The sequence below is a fragment of the Paraburkholderia fungorum genome (assembly GCF_046027215.1).
In the GTDB taxonomy this organism is placed as follows: domain Bacteria; phylum Pseudomonadota; class Gammaproteobacteria; order Burkholderiales; family Burkholderiaceae; genus Paraburkholderia; species Paraburkholderia fungorum_D.
Genome location: NZ_JAQQEN010000001.1, coordinates 539,623 through 560,045 on the forward strand (window position 1 = coordinate 539,623; position 20,423 = coordinate 560,045).

19 protein-coding genes are annotated in these 20,423 nt (G+C 62.7%); 9 read left to right on the plus strand and 10 right to left on the minus strand.

Annotated elements, in window-relative coordinates:
* Positions 1-9: 9 nt before the first annotated feature.
* Together recN and PQR27_RS02380 are read right to left on the minus strand one after the other, a co-directional pair.
* The gene (gene recN, locus PQR27_RS02375) at positions 10-1,680 is read right to left on the minus strand and encodes a DNA repair protein RecN (RefSeq protein WP_408522128.1); all 1,671 of its coding nucleotides are present in this window, start codon (positions 1,678-1,680) and stop codon (positions 10-12) included.
* Positions 1,681-1,745: 65 nt separating this feature from the next.
* Positions 1,746-2,648, minus strand: a complete 903-nt coding sequence (locus PQR27_RS02380) for an NAD kinase (protein WP_408522129.1) — start codon at positions 2,646-2,648, stop codon at positions 1,746-1,748.
* Between the two features lie 318 nt (positions 2,649-2,966).
* On the opposite strand from PQR27_RS02380, the gene hrcA reads away from it, so the two are divergent.
* The 3 genes from hrcA (at position 2,967) to hslR (ending at position 5,636) form a co-directional block, all read left to right on the plus strand.
* Complete coding sequence (gene hrcA, locus PQR27_RS02385; RefSeq protein ID WP_106284494.1) at positions 2,967-3,986, plus strand: heat-inducible transcriptional repressor HrcA; 1,020 nt, start codon at positions 2,967-2,969, stop codon at positions 3,984-3,986.
* Positions 3,987-4,149: 163 nt separating this feature from the next.
* On the plus strand, positions 4,150-5,220 hold the full coding sequence (gene hemH / locus PQR27_RS02390) for a ferrochelatase (protein WP_408522130.1): 1,071 nt from the start codon (positions 4,150-4,152) through the stop codon (positions 5,218-5,220).
* 8 nt (positions 5,221-5,228) lie between these two features.
* Positions 5,229-5,636 carry an Hsp15 family ribosome-associated heat shock protein gene (gene hslR / locus PQR27_RS02395; RefSeq protein WP_408522131.1) on the plus strand — a complete coding sequence of 136 codons (408 nt, stop codon included), beginning with the start codon at positions 5,229-5,231 and terminating at the stop codon, positions 5,634-5,636.
* On the opposite strand, the gene PQR27_RS02400 is transcribed toward hslR, so the two are convergent.
* Positions 5,608-5,769, minus strand: coding sequence for a hypothetical protein (locus PQR27_RS02400; protein WP_165848039.1), 162 nt, complete (start codon positions 5,767-5,769; stop codon positions 5,608-5,610). The two genes, hslR and PQR27_RS02400, sit on opposite strands and share 29 nt — an antisense overlap.
* Positions 5,770-6,149: 380 nt before the next feature.
* On the opposite strand from PQR27_RS02400, the gene grpE reads away from it, so the two are divergent.
* The 5 genes from grpE (at position 6,150) to pabB (ending at position 12,687) form a co-directional block, all read left to right on the plus strand.
* Positions 6,150-6,779 (plus strand): nucleotide exchange factor GrpE, encoded by a 630-nt coding sequence (gene grpE / locus PQR27_RS02405; RefSeq protein ID WP_408522132.1) that lies wholly within the window; start codon positions 6,150-6,152, stop codon positions 6,777-6,779.
* Positions 6,780-6,815: 36 nt separating this feature from the next.
* Positions 6,816-7,256 carry a thioredoxin family protein gene (locus PQR27_RS02410; protein WP_408522133.1) on the plus strand — a complete coding sequence of 147 codons (441 nt, stop codon included), beginning with the start codon at positions 6,816-6,818 and terminating at the stop codon, positions 7,254-7,256.
* Positions 7,257-7,408: 152 nt separating this feature from the next.
* On the plus strand, positions 7,409-9,361 hold the full coding sequence (gene dnaK, locus PQR27_RS02415) for a molecular chaperone DnaK (protein WP_408522134.1): 1,953 nt from the start codon (positions 7,409-7,411) through the stop codon (positions 9,359-9,361).
* 266 nt (positions 9,362-9,627) lie between these two features.
* Positions 9,628-10,770: a molecular chaperone DnaJ gene (dnaJ, locus tag PQR27_RS02420; RefSeq protein WP_175052138.1), complete on the plus strand. Its 1,143-nt coding sequence runs from the start codon at positions 9,628-9,630 to the stop codon at positions 10,768-10,770.
* 24 nt (positions 10,771-10,794) lie between these two features.
* Positions 10,795-12,687, plus strand: coding sequence for an aminodeoxychorismate synthase component I (gene pabB, locus PQR27_RS02425; protein WP_408522135.1), 1,893 nt, complete (start codon positions 10,795-10,797; stop codon positions 12,685-12,687).
* 85 nt (positions 12,688-12,772) lie between these two features.
* On the opposite strand, the gene panB is transcribed toward pabB, so the two are convergent.
* From panB to PQR27_RS02460, 7 genes are all read right to left on the minus strand, one after another.
* Positions 12,773-13,588, minus strand: coding sequence for a 3-methyl-2-oxobutanoate hydroxymethyltransferase (gene panB, locus PQR27_RS02430; RefSeq protein ID WP_408522136.1), 816 nt, complete (start codon positions 13,586-13,588; stop codon positions 12,773-12,775).
* Between the two features lie 37 nt (positions 13,589-13,625).
* On the minus strand, positions 13,626-14,306 hold the full coding sequence (locus tag PQR27_RS02435; protein WP_408522137.1) for a deoxynucleoside kinase: 681 nt from the start codon (positions 14,304-14,306) through the stop codon (positions 13,626-13,628).
* A complete protein-coding gene (gene folK, locus PQR27_RS02440; protein ID WP_408522138.1) occupies positions 14,303-14,851 on the minus strand; it encodes a 2-amino-4-hydroxy-6-hydroxymethyldihydropteridine diphosphokinase in 549 nt (182 codons plus the stop codon). Before folK ends, PQR27_RS02435 begins: the two co-directional genes overlap by 4 nt.
* A gap of 48 nt (positions 14,852-14,899) precedes the next feature.
* A complete protein-coding gene (gene pcnB / locus PQR27_RS02445) occupies positions 14,900-16,492 on the minus strand; it encodes a polynucleotide adenylyltransferase PcnB (RefSeq protein ID WP_408522139.1) in 1,593 nt (530 codons plus the stop codon).
* A complete protein-coding gene (locus tag PQR27_RS02450) occupies positions 16,489-17,175 on the minus strand; it encodes a histidinol-phosphatase (protein ID WP_408522140.1) in 687 nt (228 codons plus the stop codon). Before PQR27_RS02450 ends, pcnB begins: the two co-directional genes overlap by 4 nt.
* The gene (hda, locus tag PQR27_RS02455) at positions 17,168-17,929 is read right to left on the minus strand and encodes a DnaA regulatory inactivator Hda (protein WP_408522141.1); all 762 of its coding nucleotides are present in this window, start codon (positions 17,927-17,929) and stop codon (positions 17,168-17,170) included. The genes PQR27_RS02450 and hda overlap by 8 nt, the downstream gene beginning before the upstream one ends.
* A 74-nt stretch (positions 17,930-18,003) precedes the next feature.
* On the minus strand, positions 18,004-19,080 hold the full coding sequence (locus PQR27_RS02460) for an AI-2E family transporter (RefSeq protein WP_408522142.1): 1,077 nt from the start codon (positions 19,078-19,080) through the stop codon (positions 18,004-18,006).
* A 94-nt stretch (positions 19,081-19,174) separates the two neighbouring features.
* Between PQR27_RS02460 and purM the strand changes: the two genes are divergently transcribed.
* The gene (gene purM, locus PQR27_RS02465; RefSeq protein ID WP_408522143.1) at positions 19,175-20,242 is read left to right on the plus strand and encodes a phosphoribosylformylglycinamidine cyclo-ligase; all 1,068 of its coding nucleotides are present in this window, start codon (positions 19,175-19,177) and stop codon (positions 20,240-20,242) included.
* Positions 20,243-20,423: the final 181 nt, after the last annotated feature.

The following is a 20,423-nucleotide window of genomic DNA, read 5'->3' on the forward strand; positions in this document are numbered from 1 at the left end:
GAGCCGCGTTCAGGCAGCCAGCATTTCCTTCGCGTGTTTGCGGGTGGTCGCGGTGATTTCCAGGCCGCCGAGCATGCGGGCGACTTCCTCGACGCGGCTCGTCTTGTCGAGCGAGGTTACGCTGCTGACCGTACCACCCTTGCCATTGCCTGCTTTTGCCACCTGGAAATGATGGTCGCCACGTGCGGCCACTTGCGGCAAGTGGGTCACGCACAGCACCTGACGTGCTTGTCCCAATTGATGCAGGAGCCGCCCGACCACTTCGGCAACGCCGCCGCCGATCCCCGTATCCACTTCGTCGAAGATCAGAGTTGGCGTTGGGCTCGCGGCGCTGGCAATGACAGCGAGCGCGAGACTGATGCGCGCGAGTTCGCCGCCTGAGGCGACCTTCGCGAGCGGCCGCAGCGGCACGCCGGCATGACCGGCAACGCGGAACTCGACCTGCTCGAGCCCGTGCGCGCCGCCTTCCGGCAGCGCCACCAGCGCCACTTCGAAGCTGCCGCCTTTCATCGACAATTCCTGCATACCGGTGGTGACTGCGGCGCCCAGCGCTTTGCCGGCCCTGGCGCGTGCCTTCGAGAGCTTTTTGGCTTCCGCGAGGAAGGTTTCTTTCGCTTTCGCTTCGGCTGCGTGCAGGCTGTCGAGATCGGCTGCGGCGTCGAGCGCGGCCAGTTGCGCGCGACGCGCTTCGTGTTCTTCCGGCAGCGTTTCGGGCTGCAAACGGAATTTGCGCGCGGCCGAGTGCAGGGCGTCGAGACGTTTTTCGACCTGTGCGAGCCGGTCCGGATCGAGTTCGAGCTTTTGCGCGTAATGGCTCAATGAATACGCGGCTTCCTGCAACTGGATCTCAGCCGGCTCCAGCGCTGCCAGCACGTCGTTCAGCGCGGGATCGATCTCCGCCAGATCGCGCACTTTCGATACGATCGAGGCCAGATGCGTGATCATCGCTTCGTCCGATTCGGACAGCGCGCCGAGCGCGCCTTGCACGCCGTCGATCAGATTGGCCGAATGCGACAGGCGCCGGTGCTCGGTGTTGACCTCTTCCCATTCGCCGGGTTGCGGCGAGAGCTTGTCCAGTTCGGTGAGCTGCCAGGCAAGACGCTCGCGTTCGAGTTGCAACTCGCGGTCGCGCGTTTGCGCGAGCTCGATTGCCTGGACAGCGTCGCGCCAGCTGCGCCATGCCCGCGTGACGACGGCGGCGGTGTCGGTCAGGCCCGCATGGGTGTCGAACAGTTCGCGTTGGGCGTCCGGGCGCATCAGTAGCTGGTGCGCGTGCTGCCCATGAATATCCACCAGCATCTCGCCGACCTCGCGCAATTGCGCGAGCGTGGCCGCCGTGCCGTTGATGAACGCCCGCGAGCGGCCGTTTGCGTCCACCACGCGCCGCAACATCACGGTGGCGCCGTGAGGACTGTCATCGGCGGTCTGGCCGAGCGCCTGCTCGTCGAGCCATTGCTCGACCTGCGCATGCGTTTCGAATTCGGCGGTGATGTCGGCACGGCTCTCACCGGTGCGCACCACGCTTGCATCGGCACGTGCGCCAAGTGCGAGCGCCAGCGCGTCGATCAGGATCGACTTGCCGGCGCCAGTCTCACCGGAGAAAACGGTAAAGCCGCTGTCGAATTCGAGGTCGAGCGCGGCGACGATGACGAAGTCGCGTATCGAGAGGTGGCGAAGCATGGAGGTCGTGTGGTGGGCTTAAAGGTTCGGGCCGCGGCGGGGAGGCCGGCTTGTTCCGGGTCCGCTCAGGGCTTCGGGTCTTCTTCGTGCGACGGGTACTCGTTCCAGTGCAGCTTCTTGCGCAGTGTCGCGTAATGGCTGTAGCCGACCGGATGCAACATGGGCACCGTATGGCGCGAGCGGCGCACTTCAATCGTGTCGCCCAATTCGAGCGAGGTGAACGACTGCATGTCGAAATTGACATTCACTTCACGGCCCGAGACGATCTGAATGCTGACCTTCGAATCGTCCGGCAGCACGATCGGCCGGTTCGATAGCGCATGCGGCGCGATCGGCACCAGCACGATGCCCTGGAGTTGCGGATGCAGAATCGGCCCCTGCGACGACAGCGCATAGGCGGTCGAGCCGGTGGGCGTGGCGACGATCAGCCCGTCCGAGCGCTGGTTGTACATGAAGCGGCCGTCCACCGAGACATGCAGCTCCGCCATGCCCGAGAAGCCGCTGCGGTTGACCACCACGTCGTTGAAGGCCAGTGCGTGATAAATCGGGTTGCCGTCGCGCATGATGCGCGCTTCGAGCAGCATGCGTTCTTCCCGCTCGAAGTTGCCGGACAGCATTTGCGGGACGATCTCGCGCATGTCGGAGATCGGAATATCGGTAATGAAACCGAGCCGCCCGTGATTGATACCGATCAATGGCGTGCGGTAGGGCGCCAGTTGCCGCCCGATGCCAAGCATCGTACCGTCGCCGCCCAGTACGACCGCAACATCGGCGCGCGCGCCGATTTCAGCGGGACGCAGCGCCGGATACTCGGTGACGCCAATTTCCGCGGCGGTGTCGGCCTCGAACACGACGTCGAAGCCACGCTTTGCGATGCACGAGGCGAGCGCGGTCAGCGGCTCACCGATGCCCGGCGTATTGTTGCGCCCGACGAGCGCGACGGTCTTGAACTGGCTGGTCACTTGCATGCCGGCATTACACCATAGGTGGGGCCTGAAAAGAACCGCATACAGACCCGGTAGCGGGCCGACGCACGCGGGCTGCCAGCGTATGACGCGATTGTCGATAGAATGGTGAAGCCTTGATGACATGCGCCGCGGCGGTGGTCCGACGGCGCACGATCGGCGAACTCGCGGAACGGGCGGCTGGCGAGGCGCCGCACAGGCTGCTGGGCAGAGCGCCGTACCGGAGGCATAGCGCCGTCCCGCCAACCGGCGGCGCGATCGTGGGTGGTTGGCGCCGTTAGCGCTCGCGGTAGTCGCGTCATTGAGCTAAAATTTTCCGTCATGCTAGATCCTCGCGCACAAACCCTCCTCAAAACGCTGATCGAGCGCTACATCGCCGAAGGTCAACCGGTCGGCTCGCGCACGTTGTCGCGCTATTCCGGTCTCGAACTGAGTCCTGCAACGATTCGCAACGTGATGTCCGATCTCGAGGATCTGGGGCTCGTGATCAGTCCGCACACGTCCGCCGGCCGCATCCCCACGCCGCGCGGCTACCGGCTGTTCGTGGATACGATGCTGACGGTTGAATCCGCCGCTGACGAAGAAGCGGTCACCCGCACCGTCAAGACCACCCTGCAAGCCGGCGAGCCGCAGAAAATTGTTGCGGCCGCCGCCAGCGTGCTGTCCAACCTGTCCCAGTTCGCCGGCGTCGTGCTCACGCCGCGGCGCAGCCACGTGTTCAAGCAGATCGAGTTCATGCGCCTGTCCGACAAGCGCATCCTGCTGATCATCGTGACGCCCGAAGGCGACGTGCAAAACCGCATCATGGCGACCCAGCGTGACTTTTCTCCGTCGCAACTGGTTGAAGCCTCCAATTACATCAACGCGCACTTTGCGGGTCTGTCGTTCGACGACGTGCGTCGGCGCCTGCGGGAAGAGATCGACGAGCTGCGCGGCGACATGACCACGCTGATGCATGCCGCCGTGACGGCCAGCACCGACGAATCCGACACCGGCGAGACCGTGCTGATTTCCGGCGAACGCAATCTGCTCGAAGTGGCCGACCTTTCGTCGGACATGGCGCGCTTGCGCAAGCTGTTCGATGTGTTCGACCAAAAGACCAGCCTCCTACAGTTGCTAGACGTATCGAGTCACGCAGCGGGCGTGCAGATTTTCATTGGCGGCGAATCGAATCTCGTACCGATCGAGGAAATGAGCGTGGTCACCGCGCCGTATGAGGTGAACGGCAAAATTGTCGGCACGCTCGGCGTGATCGGGCCGACCCGGATGGCCTATAACCGCGTGATCCCGATTGTCGACATCACCGCGCGCCTGCTTTCCCTGACGCTCAGCCAGCAGTAAGCAGGGATTGCGGCGCTTCATGCTGCACATGATGCGCGACAGCGCGCGGCTTGCCAATTGGCCGAATGGCCAGGGGGTCCTGGCAGATGCCGTCATGGACCGCGCCGCTATAATGATTTCCACCTGAACCGACTCCCCGCCCAGGCGGTGGCCCCTGTTGCCTATGCGCTTCGACCTCGAGCGGCCTTCGCAGAACGCCACGTCGCACCGTGTTGCCGTGCTGCTGATCAACCTCGGCACGCCCGACGCGCCGACGCCGCGGGCGGTCCGCCGCTATCTCGCGCAGTTTCTGTCCGACCCTCGCGTGGTCGAGATTCCCGCGCTGATCTGGCAGGTGATTCTGCGGCTGGTGATCTTGCCGTTCCGGGGCCGGGCGTCGGCGAAAAAGTACGCGGCGGTGTGGATGCCGGAGGGCTCGCCGCTGCGCGTGTACACGGAGAAGCAGGTGGAGGGTTTGCGGCATCTGTTGCAGTTAAACGACTACACGGTGCTGGTCGATTACGCCATGCGCTATGGCACGCCGGGTATTCCCGCCATGCTGAACCAACTGAAGCTGGCGGGCGCCGAACGCGTGCTGCTGATGCCTATGTATCCGCAATACTCGTCGTCGACCACAGCAACGGCTTTCGACGACGCGTTTTCGGCCCTCAAGCGCATGCGCAATCAGCCGGAAATCCGCACAGTGCGCCAGTACGCGGATCATCCGGCGTATATCGCCGCATTAGCCGCCCAGGTGCACCACTATTGGCATCAGCATGGCCGGCCGGATTTCGCGGCGGGCGACAAACTGGTCCTGAGCTTTCACGGCGTGCCTAAACGCACATTGGATCTCGGCGACCCGTATCACGAGCAATGCCAGCAGACCGGCGCGCTGCTGATGCACGCGCTGGAGTTGACCTCGGTGGAATGCCGGATCACTTTTCAGTCGCGTTTCGGCAACGCTGAATGGCTGCAGCCGTACACCGCGCCCACGCTGAAGGAACTGGGCTCGGCGGGCGTGCGGCGCGCCGACGTGTTCTGTCCGGGCTTCACCGCCGACTGTCTGGAAACGATCGAGGAAATCGGCATGGAAGTGCGCGATGAATTCCTGCATGCGGGCGGCAAGGAGTTCCATCGGATTCCCTGCGTGAACGCCTCGCAGGCGTGGGTTGCCGCGCTTGGCGAAATCGTCGCGCAAAATCTGCAAGGCTGGCCGGTGCAGGCGGTGCCCGTGCCGCACACCACAGGGACTTGAGCAGGCTCATGAATTACAGGGTTTCAACCGAACCGGGCGCGAGGCTGCGCATCGACAAATGGCTGTGGGCGGCGCGCTTCTTCAAGACACGCTCGCTGGCGGCGGACGCGGTCGACAAAGGACATGTGCGCATCGGCGGCGCCAGCGTCAAGCCGGCCAAAGACGTGCGGGTCGGCGACCTGGTCGAGATCGAGATCGAGCGGATTGTGTGGCAGGTGGAAGTGCTGGGCCTGTGCGACGTGCGCGGCCCGGCGAGCGTCGCGCAAACGCTTTACGCGGAAACTGAAGAAAGCCGGGTCAAGCGGCAGGTTGAGCAGGAGCGGCGCAAGACATATCGCGAGCCGGTTGCCGCATTGCACGGCAGGCCGACCAAGCGCGACCGGCGCACTATCGACAAATTTTCAGGTGGGGATTGAACAGCTGCTCCATGGTCGCGTGCACACCGCCGTACTCGGTAGTGTGATCGTTCACGGCGCCGGACATGCAGATGGTCGTGGTGCCCGCGATCAGTACCAATGCGACCACCGATATTGCAAAGGTCAGTTTCACGGTACTCCCCTCGGGAAGATTGCACGACTGAAACGAGCTAATCTGGTGGAATTGCGAATGTCGGAAAGGTTTACGTCAGATTAGGGTTAACGTGTCTTTTCCGATGCTTTATTGGAGCATAGGCCACTTGCCGATCGCACTCAATCTCAATCTGATTGCGGCGCGATAATGGTTGTAACCGGTCATTTCTGCCGCACGTTCGTGGTGCGAGAAGTTCCGCGAGAACCGCTTGAAATGGTTGTTTCCGGCCCCATCTTCAGCTTCGATACGCGGTAACGCGCGGGGACTGTTGTTGTCGCTTTTTTGCAACGCACAAATCGCGCCAGCTTCCGCTCGATGCCGCCACCGTTGGCTTTTACCTTTTAACGACTTTCAGCGACATGGAAAACACGCAAGAGAACCCGACGAGCCAGAATCCCACGCCCGCGGACGAAGCCGCGCGCCAAGCCGCCGAGGCTGCAGCGTCCCAACCCGATGCGGGCGCAAGCGCCGCCGCGGGGACGCCGGCCGCCGGAATGCCGGCCACCGGAATGCCGGCCACCGAAACCCCGGCTGCTGACGCGGAAGCCGCGCTGGCCGAAGCCCAGGCAAAAATTGCCGAGTTGCAGGAAGGCTTCCTGCGGGCAAAGGCTGAGACTGAAAACGTGCGCCGCCGCGCCCAGGAAGATGTCACCAAGGCCCATAAGTTCGCGATCGAAAGCTTCGCCGAACACTTGCTGCCGGTGGTCGACAGCCTCGAAGCAGCGGTGGCCCACTCTTCTGACGACCTGCAGAAGGTGCGCGAAGGCGTCGAACTGACGCTGCGCCAGCTCACCGGCGCGCTGGAGAAGGGGCGCGTCGTTGCCCTGAATCCGGTCGGCGAAAAGTTCGACCCGCACCGCCACCAGGCTATTTCGATGGTGCCGGCCGAGCAGGAAGCGAATACGGTGGTCGCGGTTCTGCAAAAGGGCTTCGTGATCGCCGACCGCGTGCTGCGGCCGGCCCTCGTGACCGTCGCGGCGCCGAAGTAAGCGCGGCAGGCGTCCCGACCAGGCAGTCCCAGCGTCATGGCTAATATTCCCGTCGACACTACTGCGTTCGCCGTCTTCGACATGCGGGCGCTCAGCCCCGAGTCGTTTGACGCGGAGCTGGCCGAAGCCGGGGATGAACTCGCCGTGGTGTTTTTCTGGGGTCTCGACTGCTTCAACTGCGAGATCGCCAAGAAGGCAATGCTGGCGCAGCCGGAGGCGATTCGCGCGCTCGGTTTGAAATGGTTTCACTGTAACGTCTACGAGCACCGCGAACTGGGCCGTCGCTTCACGCTGCACGGCGTGCCCACATGGTTCTTCTTTCACCGCGGCAGGCGACTCGGCCGGGCGACCGGCTGGCACGGCCTTGGGCAGTTCGAAGCAGCCGTGGCGGCCGCGCGGGAAAAGATCCGGACCGCGAATGCCGCTAACAAAGCGGCAGGTGACGGTAACAATTCGGGCAAAAGTTCGGCCGATTGAAAAAAATTAAAGACCGCATCGCAAAAGAGGTCTTGAAAACGATGCGGTCGCACTTATGTTGAGTGCAGGTAGGAATTCAGAGCGGAGCGCTGTACTGCCGGATAGGCAAAAACGGCGCTTCCCGCAGCGATCAAAGTCAGGAGAAAGTAAAAATGGGCAAAATCATCGGCATCGACCTCGGCACGACCAACTCGTGCGTGGCGATCATGGAAGGCAATTCGGTCAAGGTGATCGAGAACTCGGAAGGCGCGCGGACCACGCCGTCGATCATCGCTTACATGGAAGACGGCGAGATTCTCGTCGGCGCGCCTGCAAAGCGTCAGTCGGTCACGAACCCGAGGAACACTTTGTACGCGGTCAAGCGCCTGATCGGCCGCCGCTTTGAAGAAAAAGAAGTGCAGAAAGACATCGGCCTGATGCCGTACAAGATCATGAAGGCCGACAACGGCGACGCATGGATCGATGTGCGCGATCAGAAGCTGGCACCGCCGCAAATCTCGGCCGAAGTGCTGCGCAAGATGAAGAAGACCGCTGAAGACTATCTCGGCGAGCCGGTCACGGAAGCAGTGATTACGGTTCCCGCGTACTTCAACGACAGCCAGCGTCAGGCCACCAAAGACGCAGGCCGCATCGCCGGTCTGGAAGTGAAGCGCATCATCAATGAACCGACCGCAGCCGCTTTGGCATTCGGTCTGGACAAGGCCGAAAAGGGCGACCGCAAGATCGCGGTGTATGACCTGGGCGGCGGTACGTTCGACGTGTCGATCATCGAAATCGCCGACGTCGACGGTGAAATGCAGTTCGAAGTGCTGTCCACGAACGGCGATACGTTCCTCGGCGGTGAAGACTTCGACCAGCGCATCATCGACTACATCATTGGCGAGTTCAAGAAGGAACAGGGCGTCGATCTGTCGAAAGACGTGCTCGCGCTGCAACGCCTGAAGGAATCGGCTGAAAAGGCAAAGATCGAACTGTCGTCGAGCCAGCAAACCGAAATCAACCTGCCGTACATCACGGCCGACGCGTCGGGTCCGAAGCACTTGAACCTGAAAATTACGCGTGCGAAGCTGGAAGCGCTGGTTGAAGAGCTGATCGACCGCACCATCGAACCGTGCCGCACGGCGATCAAGGACGCAGGCGTGAAGGTCGGCGAAATCGACGACGTGATTCTGGTCGGCGGTATGACCCGTATGCCGAAGGTGCAGGAAAAGGTTAAGGAATTCTTCGGCAAGGATCCGCGCCGTGACGTGAACCCGGACGAAGCCGTGGCTGTTGGCGCCGCGATCCAGGGCCAGGTGTTGTCCGGTGACCGCAAGGACGTTCTGCTGCTCGACGTGACCCCGCTGTCGCTCGGTATCGAAACGCTCGGCGGCGTGATGACGAAGATGATCAACAAGAACACCACGATCCCGACCAAGCACGCACAGGTCTACTCGACGGCTGATGACAATCAGGGCGCCGTGACGATCAAGGTGTTCCAGGGCGAACGCGAGATGGCAGCGGGCAACAAGCTGCTGGGCGAGTTCAACCTCGAAGGCATTCCGCCGGCACCGCGCGGCACGCCGCAGATCGAAGTGAGCTTCGACATCGACGCGAACGGCATTCTGCACGTCGGCGCGAAAGACAAGGCGACCGGCAAGGAAAACCGCATCACGATCAAGGCCAACTCGGGTCTGTCCGAAGCCGAAATCGAGAAGATGGTGAAGGACGCCGAAGCGAACGCGGAAGAGGATCACAAGCTGCGTGAGCTGGCCGATGCCCGCAATCAGGGCGACGCGCTGGTCCACAGCACGAAGAAGGCGCTCACCGAATACGGCGACAAGCTGGAAGCCGCTGAGAAGGAAGCGATCGAAACCGCGCTGAAGGACCTCGAAGACACGCTGAAGAGCGGTTCGAGCGACAAGGCCGCGATCGAAGCCAAGATCGAAGTGGTGGCCACCGCCTCGCAGAAAATGGGCGAAAAGATGTACGCCGACATGCAGGCAGCGCAAGGTGCCGAAGCTGCGGCAGCGGGCGCGGCAGGTGCGGGCGCATCGGCTGGTGGCGCGAGCCAGCAGCAGGACGACGTGGTCGACGCCGAGTTCAAGGAAGTGAAGAAAGACTAAAGCCGGGTCGCAATTTGACCGTAAAGCCGCACACAGCGATGTGTGCGGCCTGGCTGCAAAACGGTTTGCTCCCGTCCGGGTGCATGAACCTGCAAAGCGGTTATCGCGCCTGGTGAGCCTTTTTGGGCTCTCCGGGCACATTTGTTTTATGGAGGGCGTTGTTTGGGCCGCGTAAAAACGGCGTGAACAGCGGCCGGACGAGTCGCAAGACTCCAGCATTCAAGAGGAGCCACCGCGTCGCATTGCGCGAGTGGCGTTGAACCGATATGGCGAAACGGGATTACTACGAGGTTCTGGGCGTCGCAAAGAACGCGAGCGACGACGAAATCAAGAAGGCTTATCGCAAGCTTGCGATGAAGCACCACCCCGACCGCAATCCGGGCAACAAGGATGCGGAAGAGCATTTCAAAGAGGTGAAGGAAGCCTATGAAATGCTGTCGGACTCGCAAAAGCGTGCGGCGTACGACCAGTACGGCCACGCGGGCGTCGATCCGAATATGGGCGGCGCGGGCGCGCAAGGTTTCGGTGGTTTTGCCGATGCGTTCGGCGATATTTTCGGCGACATCTTCGGCCAGGCAGCCGGTGGCGCCGCGCGCGGCGGTGGCGGCCGTGCGGGTCCGCAGGTGTATCGCGGCGCCGATCTGCGCTACAGCATGGAGATCACGCTGGAGCAGGCGGCCCACGGCTACGACACGCAGATCCGCGTGCCGAGCTGGGTCTCGTGCGAAATCTGTCACGGTTCGGGCGCGAAGCCCGGCACCAAGCCGGAAACCTGCCCGACCTGTAGCGGTTCGGGCTCGGTGCGGATGTCGCAGGGCTTTTTCAGCATCCAGCAGACCTGCCCAAAGTGCCATGGCACCGGCACCTATATTCCCGAGCCGTGCGGCCATTGCCACGGCGCGGGCAAGGTGAAGGAAACCAAGACGCTGGAGGTGAAGATCCCGGCAGGTATCGACGACGGCATGCGCATCCGCTCGGCCGGTAACGGCGAGCCGGGCATCAACGGCGGTCCGTCGGGCGATCTGTACGTCGAGATTCATATCAAGCAGCACTCGGTGTTCGAGCGCGACGGCGACGATCTGCATTGCCAGATGCCGATCCCGTTCACCACGGCGGCGCTCGGCGGTGAAATCGAAGTGCCGACCCTCGCGGGCCGCGCCAGTTTCACCGTGCCCGAAGGCACGCAATCGGGCAAGACGTTCCGTCTGCGTGGCAAGGGTATCAAGGGGCTGCGTTCGAGCATTGCCGGCGATCTGTACGTGCATGTGCAAGTCGAAACGCCGGTCAAGCTCACCGAGTCGCAGCGCGAGTTGCTTCAGCAGTTCGAGAAGGCGCTGGTGGAAGGCGGCGCGCGGCATAGCCCGCAAAGCAAGAGCTGGTTCGATCGGGTGAAGAGTTTCTTCGATTAATAGCAGTTTGATGTGGCGGTAAGCATGACGGCAGATGAGCGCGACGCGGTGTTCGCGTTGCTCGACGATTGCGACGCGACGGCGGCGCGTCGTTCGAGTCGTCTGTACACGGGTTTTGTGCATGAACGGGTTTGCGCGGACGCCGCGCAACTCGAAGTCGTGTGCGAAACCGTGGCCGCCGACACTCGGCGTGGTTTGCATGCCGTCGTGCTCGCCGACTATGAGTTTGGCCGGCATCTGCTCGACGGCGGCCTTGCTCACCGGGTATTGAAAGAAACGCAGCGTGGCGATGCCACGCTGCGTTTTTTGTTGTTTGAACGTTGCGCGACGTTGTCGCGCGATGAGGTCGACGCGTGGCTCGCGCAGCGCGACGGCGGAGCGGCTGAGGCGTCGGTGGCGGGTACCGCAAACGTGCGTGCGAGCGTCGATCCCAAGCAGTTCAACGAAGCGATCGACGCGATCCATGCCGCCCTGCGAGCGGGCGATTCCTATCAGGTTAACTACACGTATCGGCTTGGTTTCGATGTATTCGGCTCGCCGACCGCGCTTTATCGGCGACTGCGAGTGCGTCAGCCGGTTCCATACGGTGCGTTGATCGCGTTGCCGGGCAACGAGTGGGTGCTGTCGTGCTCGCCGGAGTTGTTCATCGAGAAGGAAGGCACCACGTTGCGTGCCCGTCCGATGAAAGGCACGGCGCCGCGCTCGGAAGATCCTGAGGCGGATCGAGGCGCCGCCGACTTCCTCGCGAACGACCCGAAAAATCGCGCCGAAAACGTGATGATCGTCGACCTGCTGCGCAACGATCTGTCGCGCGTGGCACAGACGGGTTCGGTCAAAGTGCCGGCGCTGTTTTCGGTCGAGCCCTATACGTCGGTTTGGCAGATGACGTCGACGGTGCATGCGACGTTGCGCGCCGGCACCTCGTTCGCCGGGACCATGCGCGCGCTGTTTCCGTGTGGCTCGATCACCGGCGCGCCGAAGCATCGCACGATGCAGTTGATCGACGCACTCGAAAGCACGCCGCGGGGTCTTTATACCGGTGCGATTGGTTGGCTGGATGCGCCTTCCGTGGTCGAGGGGAATAACGACAGCTGCGGCGATTTTTGCCTGTCCGTTGCGATCCGCACGTTGACCTTAAGCCCGGCCGCGCGGCCAGGCGAGTTGCAAGGCAGGATGGGCGTCGGCGCGGGGATCGTGCTCGACAGCGTTGCGGTCGACGAATACGCGGAGTGTCAATTGAAAGCGAGTTTCCTGACCGGCGCCGAGCCCGGTTTCGACCTGTTCGAAACGATGTACGCGACGCGGGAGGATGGCGTGAGGCATCTGTCGCGTCATCTCGCACGGCTCTCGGCGAGCGCCGCGACGCTCGGCTTCAGATTCGATAACGAAAGCAACGTTCGCACGCAAATCGCAGAGAAATGTGCATCGTTGCCGGCGCAATTCCCGCATCGTATGCGGCTCGCACTGAGCAAGAACGGTACGACGCAAATAACTGCTGCCGCGCTGACACCGCTGGCCGAGCCGAGCGTCGGCGTGCTGCTTGGACCGGACCACGATTTCCCCGCAACCGAAGCCCACGATCCGCTACTGCGTCACAAGACCACGCGCCGTGCCGAATACGACCGCGGCTGGCGCGAAGCTGAAGCGAAAGGCGCATTCGACACGCTGTTCTTCAACGAGCGGGGCGAGTTGACGGAAGGCGGACGGTCGAATGTATTTGTGAAGCTGGCGGGGCAGTGGTGGACGCCGCCACTGGAGTCGGGCGTGCTGCCCGGAATCATGCGGAGTGTGCTGCTTGAAGATGCCGCCCTGCGCGCTGCGGAGCGCGTGCTGACTCGCGCCGATGTGCTGAATGCCGAGGCGCTTCTGGTCTGCAATGCGCTGCGCGGCGCTGTGCCGGCGCGGATTGTTCGCTAGAACGACAACCAGGTCCTGCTGCAGGAAAACCGTCGGCTGAGCGCCTCGACAGCGATCGAGGCGCAGCAGCGACAATCCACGCCACTCAGAACGTATGCTCCGGCCCAGGAAACGAGCCGTCCTTGACCGCATGCACATACGCTTCAACTGCCGCCTGAATGCTCGGCTGTCCTTGCATGAAGTCCTTCACGAAGCGCGGGCGCTTGCCGGGGAAAATGCCCAGCATGTCATGCAGCACCAGCACCTGACCCGAGCAATCCAGACCCGCGCCGATGCCGATCGTCGGAATCCGCAATTGCTTCGTGACTTCACTGCCGAGCAGCGTGGGAATCGCTTCGATTACGATCAGTTGGGCGCCCGCATTCTGCACCGCGAGCGAGTCGCGCAGCACCTGGCTCGCGCCGGCGTCGGTCTTGCCCTGCACCTTGAAACCACCAAACGCATGTACCGATTGCGGCGTCAGGCCGACGTGCGCGCAGACCGGAATTGACCGTTCGACCAGAAAGCGCACCGTGTCCGCGAGCCATTCACCGCCCTCGAGTTTCACCATCTGCGCGCCGGCGCGCATCAACTCCACTGAACTCCGGAAGGCATCTTCCGGCGTGCCGTATGTGCCGAAGGGCAAGTCAGCCACCACGAGCGCCGAGGGTTGCGCCCGCGCGACGCTCGCCGTGTGATACGCAATGTCGGTGAGCGATACCGGCAGGGTGGTCGTCTGGCCTTGCAACACATTGCCGAGCGAGTCGCCGATCAACAGTACGTCGACGCCCGCGCGATCCAGCAGCGCGGCAAAGCTCGCGTCGTAACAGGTGAGCATGGCGATCTTCTGCCCGGCGTCGCGCATCGCCTGCAGTTTCGGCACGGTGATGGCGCTCCGGCTCGCTTCCTGCAAATAGGTCATGGGTCAATCCGTTGGAAAAAAGAGGGAGCAGCGCCGCTTACAGCGACGTGCCTTTGACAAAGAATTCCTTGCGGCCGCGCATGGTTTCGATGCGTTCGGTGAGTAGCGCAAGGTCCGCGTCCGAGTCGAGCGGATTCAGATGTTCGGCGTTGACCGTCAGCACCGGCGTGCGGTCGTAATGATAGAAAAACTCGTTGTAGGCGTCGCACAGTGCGTGCAGATACGCATCGGAAATCTGCAGTTCCATGGGCACGGCGCGTTTCTGGATGCGCGCGAACAGCACCTCGGGGCTCGCCTGCAGGTAGACCACGAAATCCGGCGCCGGCGCGCTCACGTCGAGCCGCGCGGCGAGCGCGCGATAGAGTTGCCACTCGTCTTCCTGCAGCGTCAGACGCGCGAAGATGTCGTTCTTCTGCGTCATGAAGTCGGCGATCAGCGGCGTGCCCGAGACGTGCGCGGCGACCACTTCCTGAGCCTGCTGCGCGCGTTGCAGGGCGAAGTGCAACTGCGCGGGCAGCGCATAGCGCGCGGTATCGCGGTAAAACCGCTCAAGAAAGGGGTTGTCCTGCGGCCGCTCGAACAGTTCCTGCATCGACCAGCGCTGAGCGAGCCGCCGTGCAAGCGACGTCTTGCCGACGCCGATCGGCCCTTCGATCGCGAGATAGCCGAACGGCGGGCGCAGATGCGGCGCGGTGACGGTGAGTGGCGGCGAATTCATTCGCAGCGACCTTTGTCTGGCATATCAGCACCGGCAGTCAACGCGTTGAGCATCGGACACTGACAGGGCGATTTCACCTTTTCGATGCGCTGGTCGGCCACTCCGGCGAGCAGCGCGTCGGCGCGGCCATGGAGTGGAATGATCAGCGCGGCGTCGAGTTCGACCAGCGGCACGAGTGCGAAGGCGCGTTCGATCAAACGCGGATGCGGCACGATCAGATCGGCTTCGTCGATCGATTGATCGCCGTAGAGCAGGATGTCCAGATCGAGCGTGCGCGGCGCATTGCGAAACGGCCGTTCACGGCCGAACTGATGCTCGATCTTGTGGCACAGCGCGAGCAGATGCCGCACGGGGAGCGTCGTCTCAAGCTTGACGGCGCAGTTGTAATAGTCGTCGCCGCCCGCGTCGATCGGAGCAGTACGATAAAAGCTCGACTTGGCGAGCACGGTGATGGTGTGCTGTTGTGCGAGGCACACCACCGCATCTTTCAGGGTCTGGCGCGCGTCCCCGAGATTCGCGCCGAGGCCGAGATAAGCAACCGTCATGGCATAACTTCCTGCAACTGTCGTTCGACGGCTTCAGCGAACGCCGCTTCAGTCTTCGTGCGGGCCGTCGTGGCCCGCGTTATCGGCTGTGCGTTCGGCTGGCGTGCCGCCCTCCATTCCTTCGCCCGTTTTGCGGTTTCTGGCGCCACTGCTGCGCCGCCGTCGTTTCTTGGGGCTTCGGTCCTTCCCGCCTTGCGTGAGCAATGCCTCGCGCGCGGCGATGTCTCCTTCTATGAACTCCGTCCACCACGCACCGACCGACTCATCGAGTTCGCCTGATTCGCAGCGCAACAGGAGGAAATCATACCCCGCTCTAAATCTTTGGTGTTCCAGCAGCTTCAGCGCGCTTCTTCCCGAACGTTTTTCGAGGCGTAGCTGAAGACCCCAGATCTCGCGCATATCCGACGAGAAGCGCTTGTGGATCGCGAGTTTCTCGGTTTGCATGTCGAGGACTTCGTCCATCGCGCGATGCAATGCGGGTACCGGATATTCACCATTCGCTTCAAATTGCTGCCAGCGGGTCTGCACGTCGTGCCACAGCAGCGTGGCGAACAGGAAGCCCGGCGAAACCGGCTTGCCGGCCCGCACGCGGGCGTCCGTGTTGGTCAGCGCGAGTGTGATGAATTTCTCGCCGGTAGGCTGCTCCAGCACTACGTCGAGCAACGGCAGCAGGCCGTGATGCAGGCCTTCCTGGCGCAGGCGTTTCAAACACGCCAGCGCATGGCCCGACAGCATCAGCTTGAGCATCTCGTCGAACAGACGCGCCGCCGGCACGTTGTTGATCAGATCGGCCATTCTGGCGATCGGCGCGCGGGTGGTGTCTTCGATTTCGAAGTCGAGCTTGGCGGCAAAACGCACCACGCGCAGCATACGCACCGGGTCCTCGCGATAACGCGTGGCCGGGTCGCCGATCATGCGCAACAAACGCGCGCGCATGTCGGCCATGCCGTTGTGATAGTCCAGCACGGTTTGCGTGGCCGGGTCGTAGTACATCGCGTTGATCGTGAAGTCGCGGCGCGTGGCGTCTTCGTGCTGCTCGCCCCACACGTTGTCGCGCAGCACGCGGCCGCTCGCATCCACCGCATGGGTGCGGCGATCGAGCTCGTCGCGCTTCAGCCGGCGCGGCGGCGCGGCATCGGCCGCGGGTGGATCGACCAGCGCGCGAAAGGTGGACGTTTCGATGATTTCCTGACCGAACTGCACGTGCACGATCTGAAACCGCCGTCCGATGATGCGGGCGCGGCGGAACAGCTTCTGCACCTGTTCGGGCGTGGCGTCGGTGGCGACGTCGAAGTCTTTCGGCGCAATCCCGAGCAGCAGATCGCGCACCGCACCGCCGACGATGAACGCGCGGTGCCCCGCCTGCTGCAGCCCTTCGGTGACGCGAATCGCGTTCTTCGAGATCAGCGACTGATCGATACCGTGGACGTCGTGCGGGATGATGACCGGCACGTCGGGGTCGCGCACGGTTTTGGCGGCAGGGCGTGCCGGTTTGCGGCGCGTCTTGCTGGCGCCGGCCGCGCCTGTGGTGTCGCGCGCCGATGTGCTGCCGGTGTCGTCTGCTTCGGCTTCGGCGGGCGTGGTGTCGTCAGCGGGCGCCGGGTCCTGGCCGAATAGCTTGCGGATAAGTTTTTTGATCACGTGGGTTGAAAGAGTTCGAGGATGCGCCAGCCTTTGGCCTGCGCATGGGCGCGCAATGTTTCGTCGGGATTGGTTGCGATCGGATCGGTGACCTTTTCGAGCAACGGGATGTCGTTGTGCGAGTCGCTATAGAAATAACTGTGCTCGAAGTCGGCCCAGGTCTTGCCGAGCGAGGCGAGCCACGCTTCGGTACGGACGATCTTGCCTTCCTTGTAGCTCGGCGTGCCGGTGGGGCGGCCGGTGTAGGGCGAATGCGCATGGCCGTCGACGGTTTCCACTTCGCAGGCGATCAGCGCATCGACACCGAACGCCTGCGCGATCGGGCGAGTAATGAATTCGTTGGTCGCCGTGACCACGCAGCACAGGTCGCCGGCTTCGCGGTGCTCCCGGACCAGCTCCAGCGCGACGGGAAAGATTGCCGGCGTGATCACTTCGTGCATGTACTGCGCGTGAAGGTCGGCGAGCTGCGCGCGCGAATATTTCGCGAGCGGCGTGAGCATGGCGATCAGATACGCGTGAATGTCGAGCTTGCCGGCTTTGTAGTCGGCGAAAAAGCGGTCGTTTTCACGGGCGAAATTTTCGGCGTCGACCATGCCTTGTTTCACCATGAAGCGGCCCCATTCGTGGTCGCTGTCGGTGGGGATGAGCGTGTGATCGAGGTCGAAGAGTGCGAGATTAGCCATGGGGGCCTATTTTACTTGAAGCGGCGGGTGAAGCGGATGTGGCGGGTGCGGTTCGCCGTTCATCGGCATCGGGCGACGCCAGCATGGTGCGCAGAAGCGGCAGCGTGACCGCGCGTTTCTGTTCGAGCGAGAAGCGGTCGAGCGCGTCGAGCAGCGCCATCAGGCTCGGCATGTCGCGGCGAAAGTGCGTGAGCAGGTAGGCGGGCACGTCGTCGGCGAGCATGAGGCCGCGCTCGCGCGCGGCGTGTTTCAGCACCGCCGCTTTGCCCTCATCCGGCAACGGCGCGAGATGGAACACGAGACCCCAGCCGAGGCGGGTGCGCAGATCTTCGCGCACCGTCATGCCGATCGGCGCCGCATTGCCTGCGGCGACCAGCGCGCTGGTTGGATGGGCACGGACTTCGTTGAACAGGTTGAATACGGCGATTTGCTGTGCCGCGGACAGGCCGTCGCAATCGTCGATCGCATACAGCGCGACACGCGGATCGAAGCTGAACGCGGCCAGACTGCTTTGCGGGCCGGCAAAGCGTGCATGGCCCGGCGGCGCTTCGTGGACGAGCGCCTGCAGCAGATGGGTGCGGCCGCTGCCGGCTTCGCCCCAGATGTAGAAGGTGCGATCGGCCACCGGCCCGGCCGCGAGCGCGTTGTCGAGCTCGCGCAGCCGCGTGACCAACTCGGCGTTGGCGCCGGCGAAGAAGTTGTCGAATGTCGATGGCGGCGGGGTGCCGAGATCGAGCGTCAGTTGACGAAGCACAGTAGGTGAATGCCGAAAATGAGGCTTAGGCCGCGAATGGCCCTGATAGCGGGCCAAAAATAGTCAATGAGCCGTCAGTTGTTGTAAAGCGTGCTCGTCAGATAGCTTTGGCGCAACTCGCGCACCGCCACCGACAGAATCGCGCTGACGGGCAGCGCCAGCAACACGCCGAAAAAGCCGAACAACTGACCGAAAGCGAGCAACGCGAAGATGACCGCGAGCGGGTGCAGGCCGATCCGCTCGCCGACCAGCCGTGGCGTGAGATAAAAGCTCTCCACGATCTGGCCGATGCCGTAGATCAACGCGACCGCGCCAAAGCCGTACCAGTCGCCGAACTGTAGCAGGGCCGCGAGCAGTGCCAGCGCGAGACCGGTTGCAAAACCGATGTACGGGATGAACACCGCGAGGCCCGTAAAGATACCCACTGGCAATGCAATCTCGAAGCGGGCGATGCTCAGCGCAATCGCGTAATACGCCGCGAGCACCGCCATCACGAGCAACTGGCCGCGCAGGTATTGCGACAGCATCTGGTCCATGTCGCGCGCGAGTTGCAGCGTCTTGTCGAGCCAGCGGCGCGGCACCACGATCTGCAGGCGCGCGAGCATGCGGTTCCAGTCGTACAGCAGATAGAACAGCACGAGCGGCACCATCACCACATTGCCGACCACCGTGATCATCAGATTGCCGCTGGTACGGATGGAGGTCCACGCGTAGAGGGCGACGGTCTGCGCGCTGCCTTCCAGCTGGCCCATTACGAGATCGCGGATGCTGGCGAAATCGAGCGAGTCGGCGAGACCCAGCATGGCGAGTTTCGGTTGCAGCCAGGCGCTGACGTGAGTGAATAGCACGGGCACCTGCTGCTTGAGCTGCGGCCCTTCTTTCTGGATGACGGCGAGCACCAGCAGCACGAGCATTGTCATCAGAAGTGTGAAGAGCAGCATCATCAACAGCGCGGCGAGGCCGCGCGGCACATGCCGGCGCACCATCCACGCGACGCCCGGTTGCAGAATGTACGCGAGAATGGCGCCGAGCAGGAAGGGCGTGAGCACCGGGCTCAGCAGCCAGAGCAGAATCCCGACGCCCAGTGCGATGGCGATCCAGATGAAGGCGCGGCGTTGCACGGGCGTCAGAATTGAGGGGTTTTGCTGCAAAATGAGTGTCCCAGGTGGTTGGCGCGGGTGAAAGTCCAGCCAACCGGCCGGCATCGGGTAAAATCGCATTTTACCGACCTTCGAGCACTTCCCCATGAATCAACCGAAATCCGCCCCGAATTCAACTGATTCGGCCCAAGGTCTGTCGTATCGCGACGCCGGCGTGGACATCGACGCGGGCGACGCCCTTGTCGACGCGATCAAGCCCTTTGCCAAGAAGACGATGCGCGACGGCGTGCTAGGTGGCATCGGCGGGTTTGGCGCGCTGTTTGAAGTGCCGAAAAAATACAAGGAGCCGGTGCTCGTGTCGGGTACGGATGGCGTCGGCACCAAGCTGCGGCTGGCTTTCCAGCTGAACAAACATGACACCGTCGGCCAGGATCTGGTGGCGATGAGCGTGAACGACATCCTCGTGCAGGGTGCTGAACCGCTGTTTTTCCTTGATTATTTCGCTTGCGGCAAGCTGGATGTCGGTACTGCGGCAACGGTCGTGAAGGGTATCGCGCATGGTTGCGAACTGGCTGGCTGCGCGCTGATCGGCGGCGAGACGGCGGAAATGCCGGGCATGTATCCGGACGGCGAGTACGACCTGGCCGGTTTTGCGGTTGGCGCGGTCGAAAAGAGCAAGATTATCGACGGCAGCACGATTGCCCCGGGTGACGTGGTGCTGGGTCTTGCTTCCAGCGGGATTCATTCGAATGGTTTTTCGCTGGTACGGAAGATTATTGAGCGGGCGCAGCCTGATCTGAACGCGGATTTCGACGGCCGGTCGCTGGCCGATGCGTTGATGGCGCCTACGCATATTTATGTGAAGCCGCTATTGGCATTGATGCAGCAGATTGCCGTCAAGGGCATGGCGCATATCACCGGCGGCGGGTTGGTCGAGAATATCCCGCGGGTTTTGCGTGAAGGTTTGACGGCTGAGCTGGATCATCGTGGCTGGCCGCTGCCGCCGTTGTTCGCATGGCTGCAGAAGCATGGTGGGGTGGCCGATGCTGAAATGCATCGGGTGTTCAATTGCGGGATCGGGATGGCTGTGGTTGTTTCTTCCGCCGATGCGGATACGGCTATTGGGGTTTTGGCTGCCGCCGGGGAGCAGGTTTGGAAGATTGGTGTTGTGCGCGAGAGCGGGGCTGGTGAGGCTCAGACGGTAGTGGTGTAAGGTTTTTTGCCTTGGCGGCGGCATTTCCTGGTTCTGGCTTCCTGGGCCTTTCCTTGCTTTCTTATTGGTTTATTAGTGTTCCCCCTGTGCGGGGGGCACCTACTTTTCTTTGCCCACCAAGTGGACTTCCTTCGGGGCGCCGCCGCAAAGAAAAGTAGGCAAAAGAAAGCGGCTTCACACC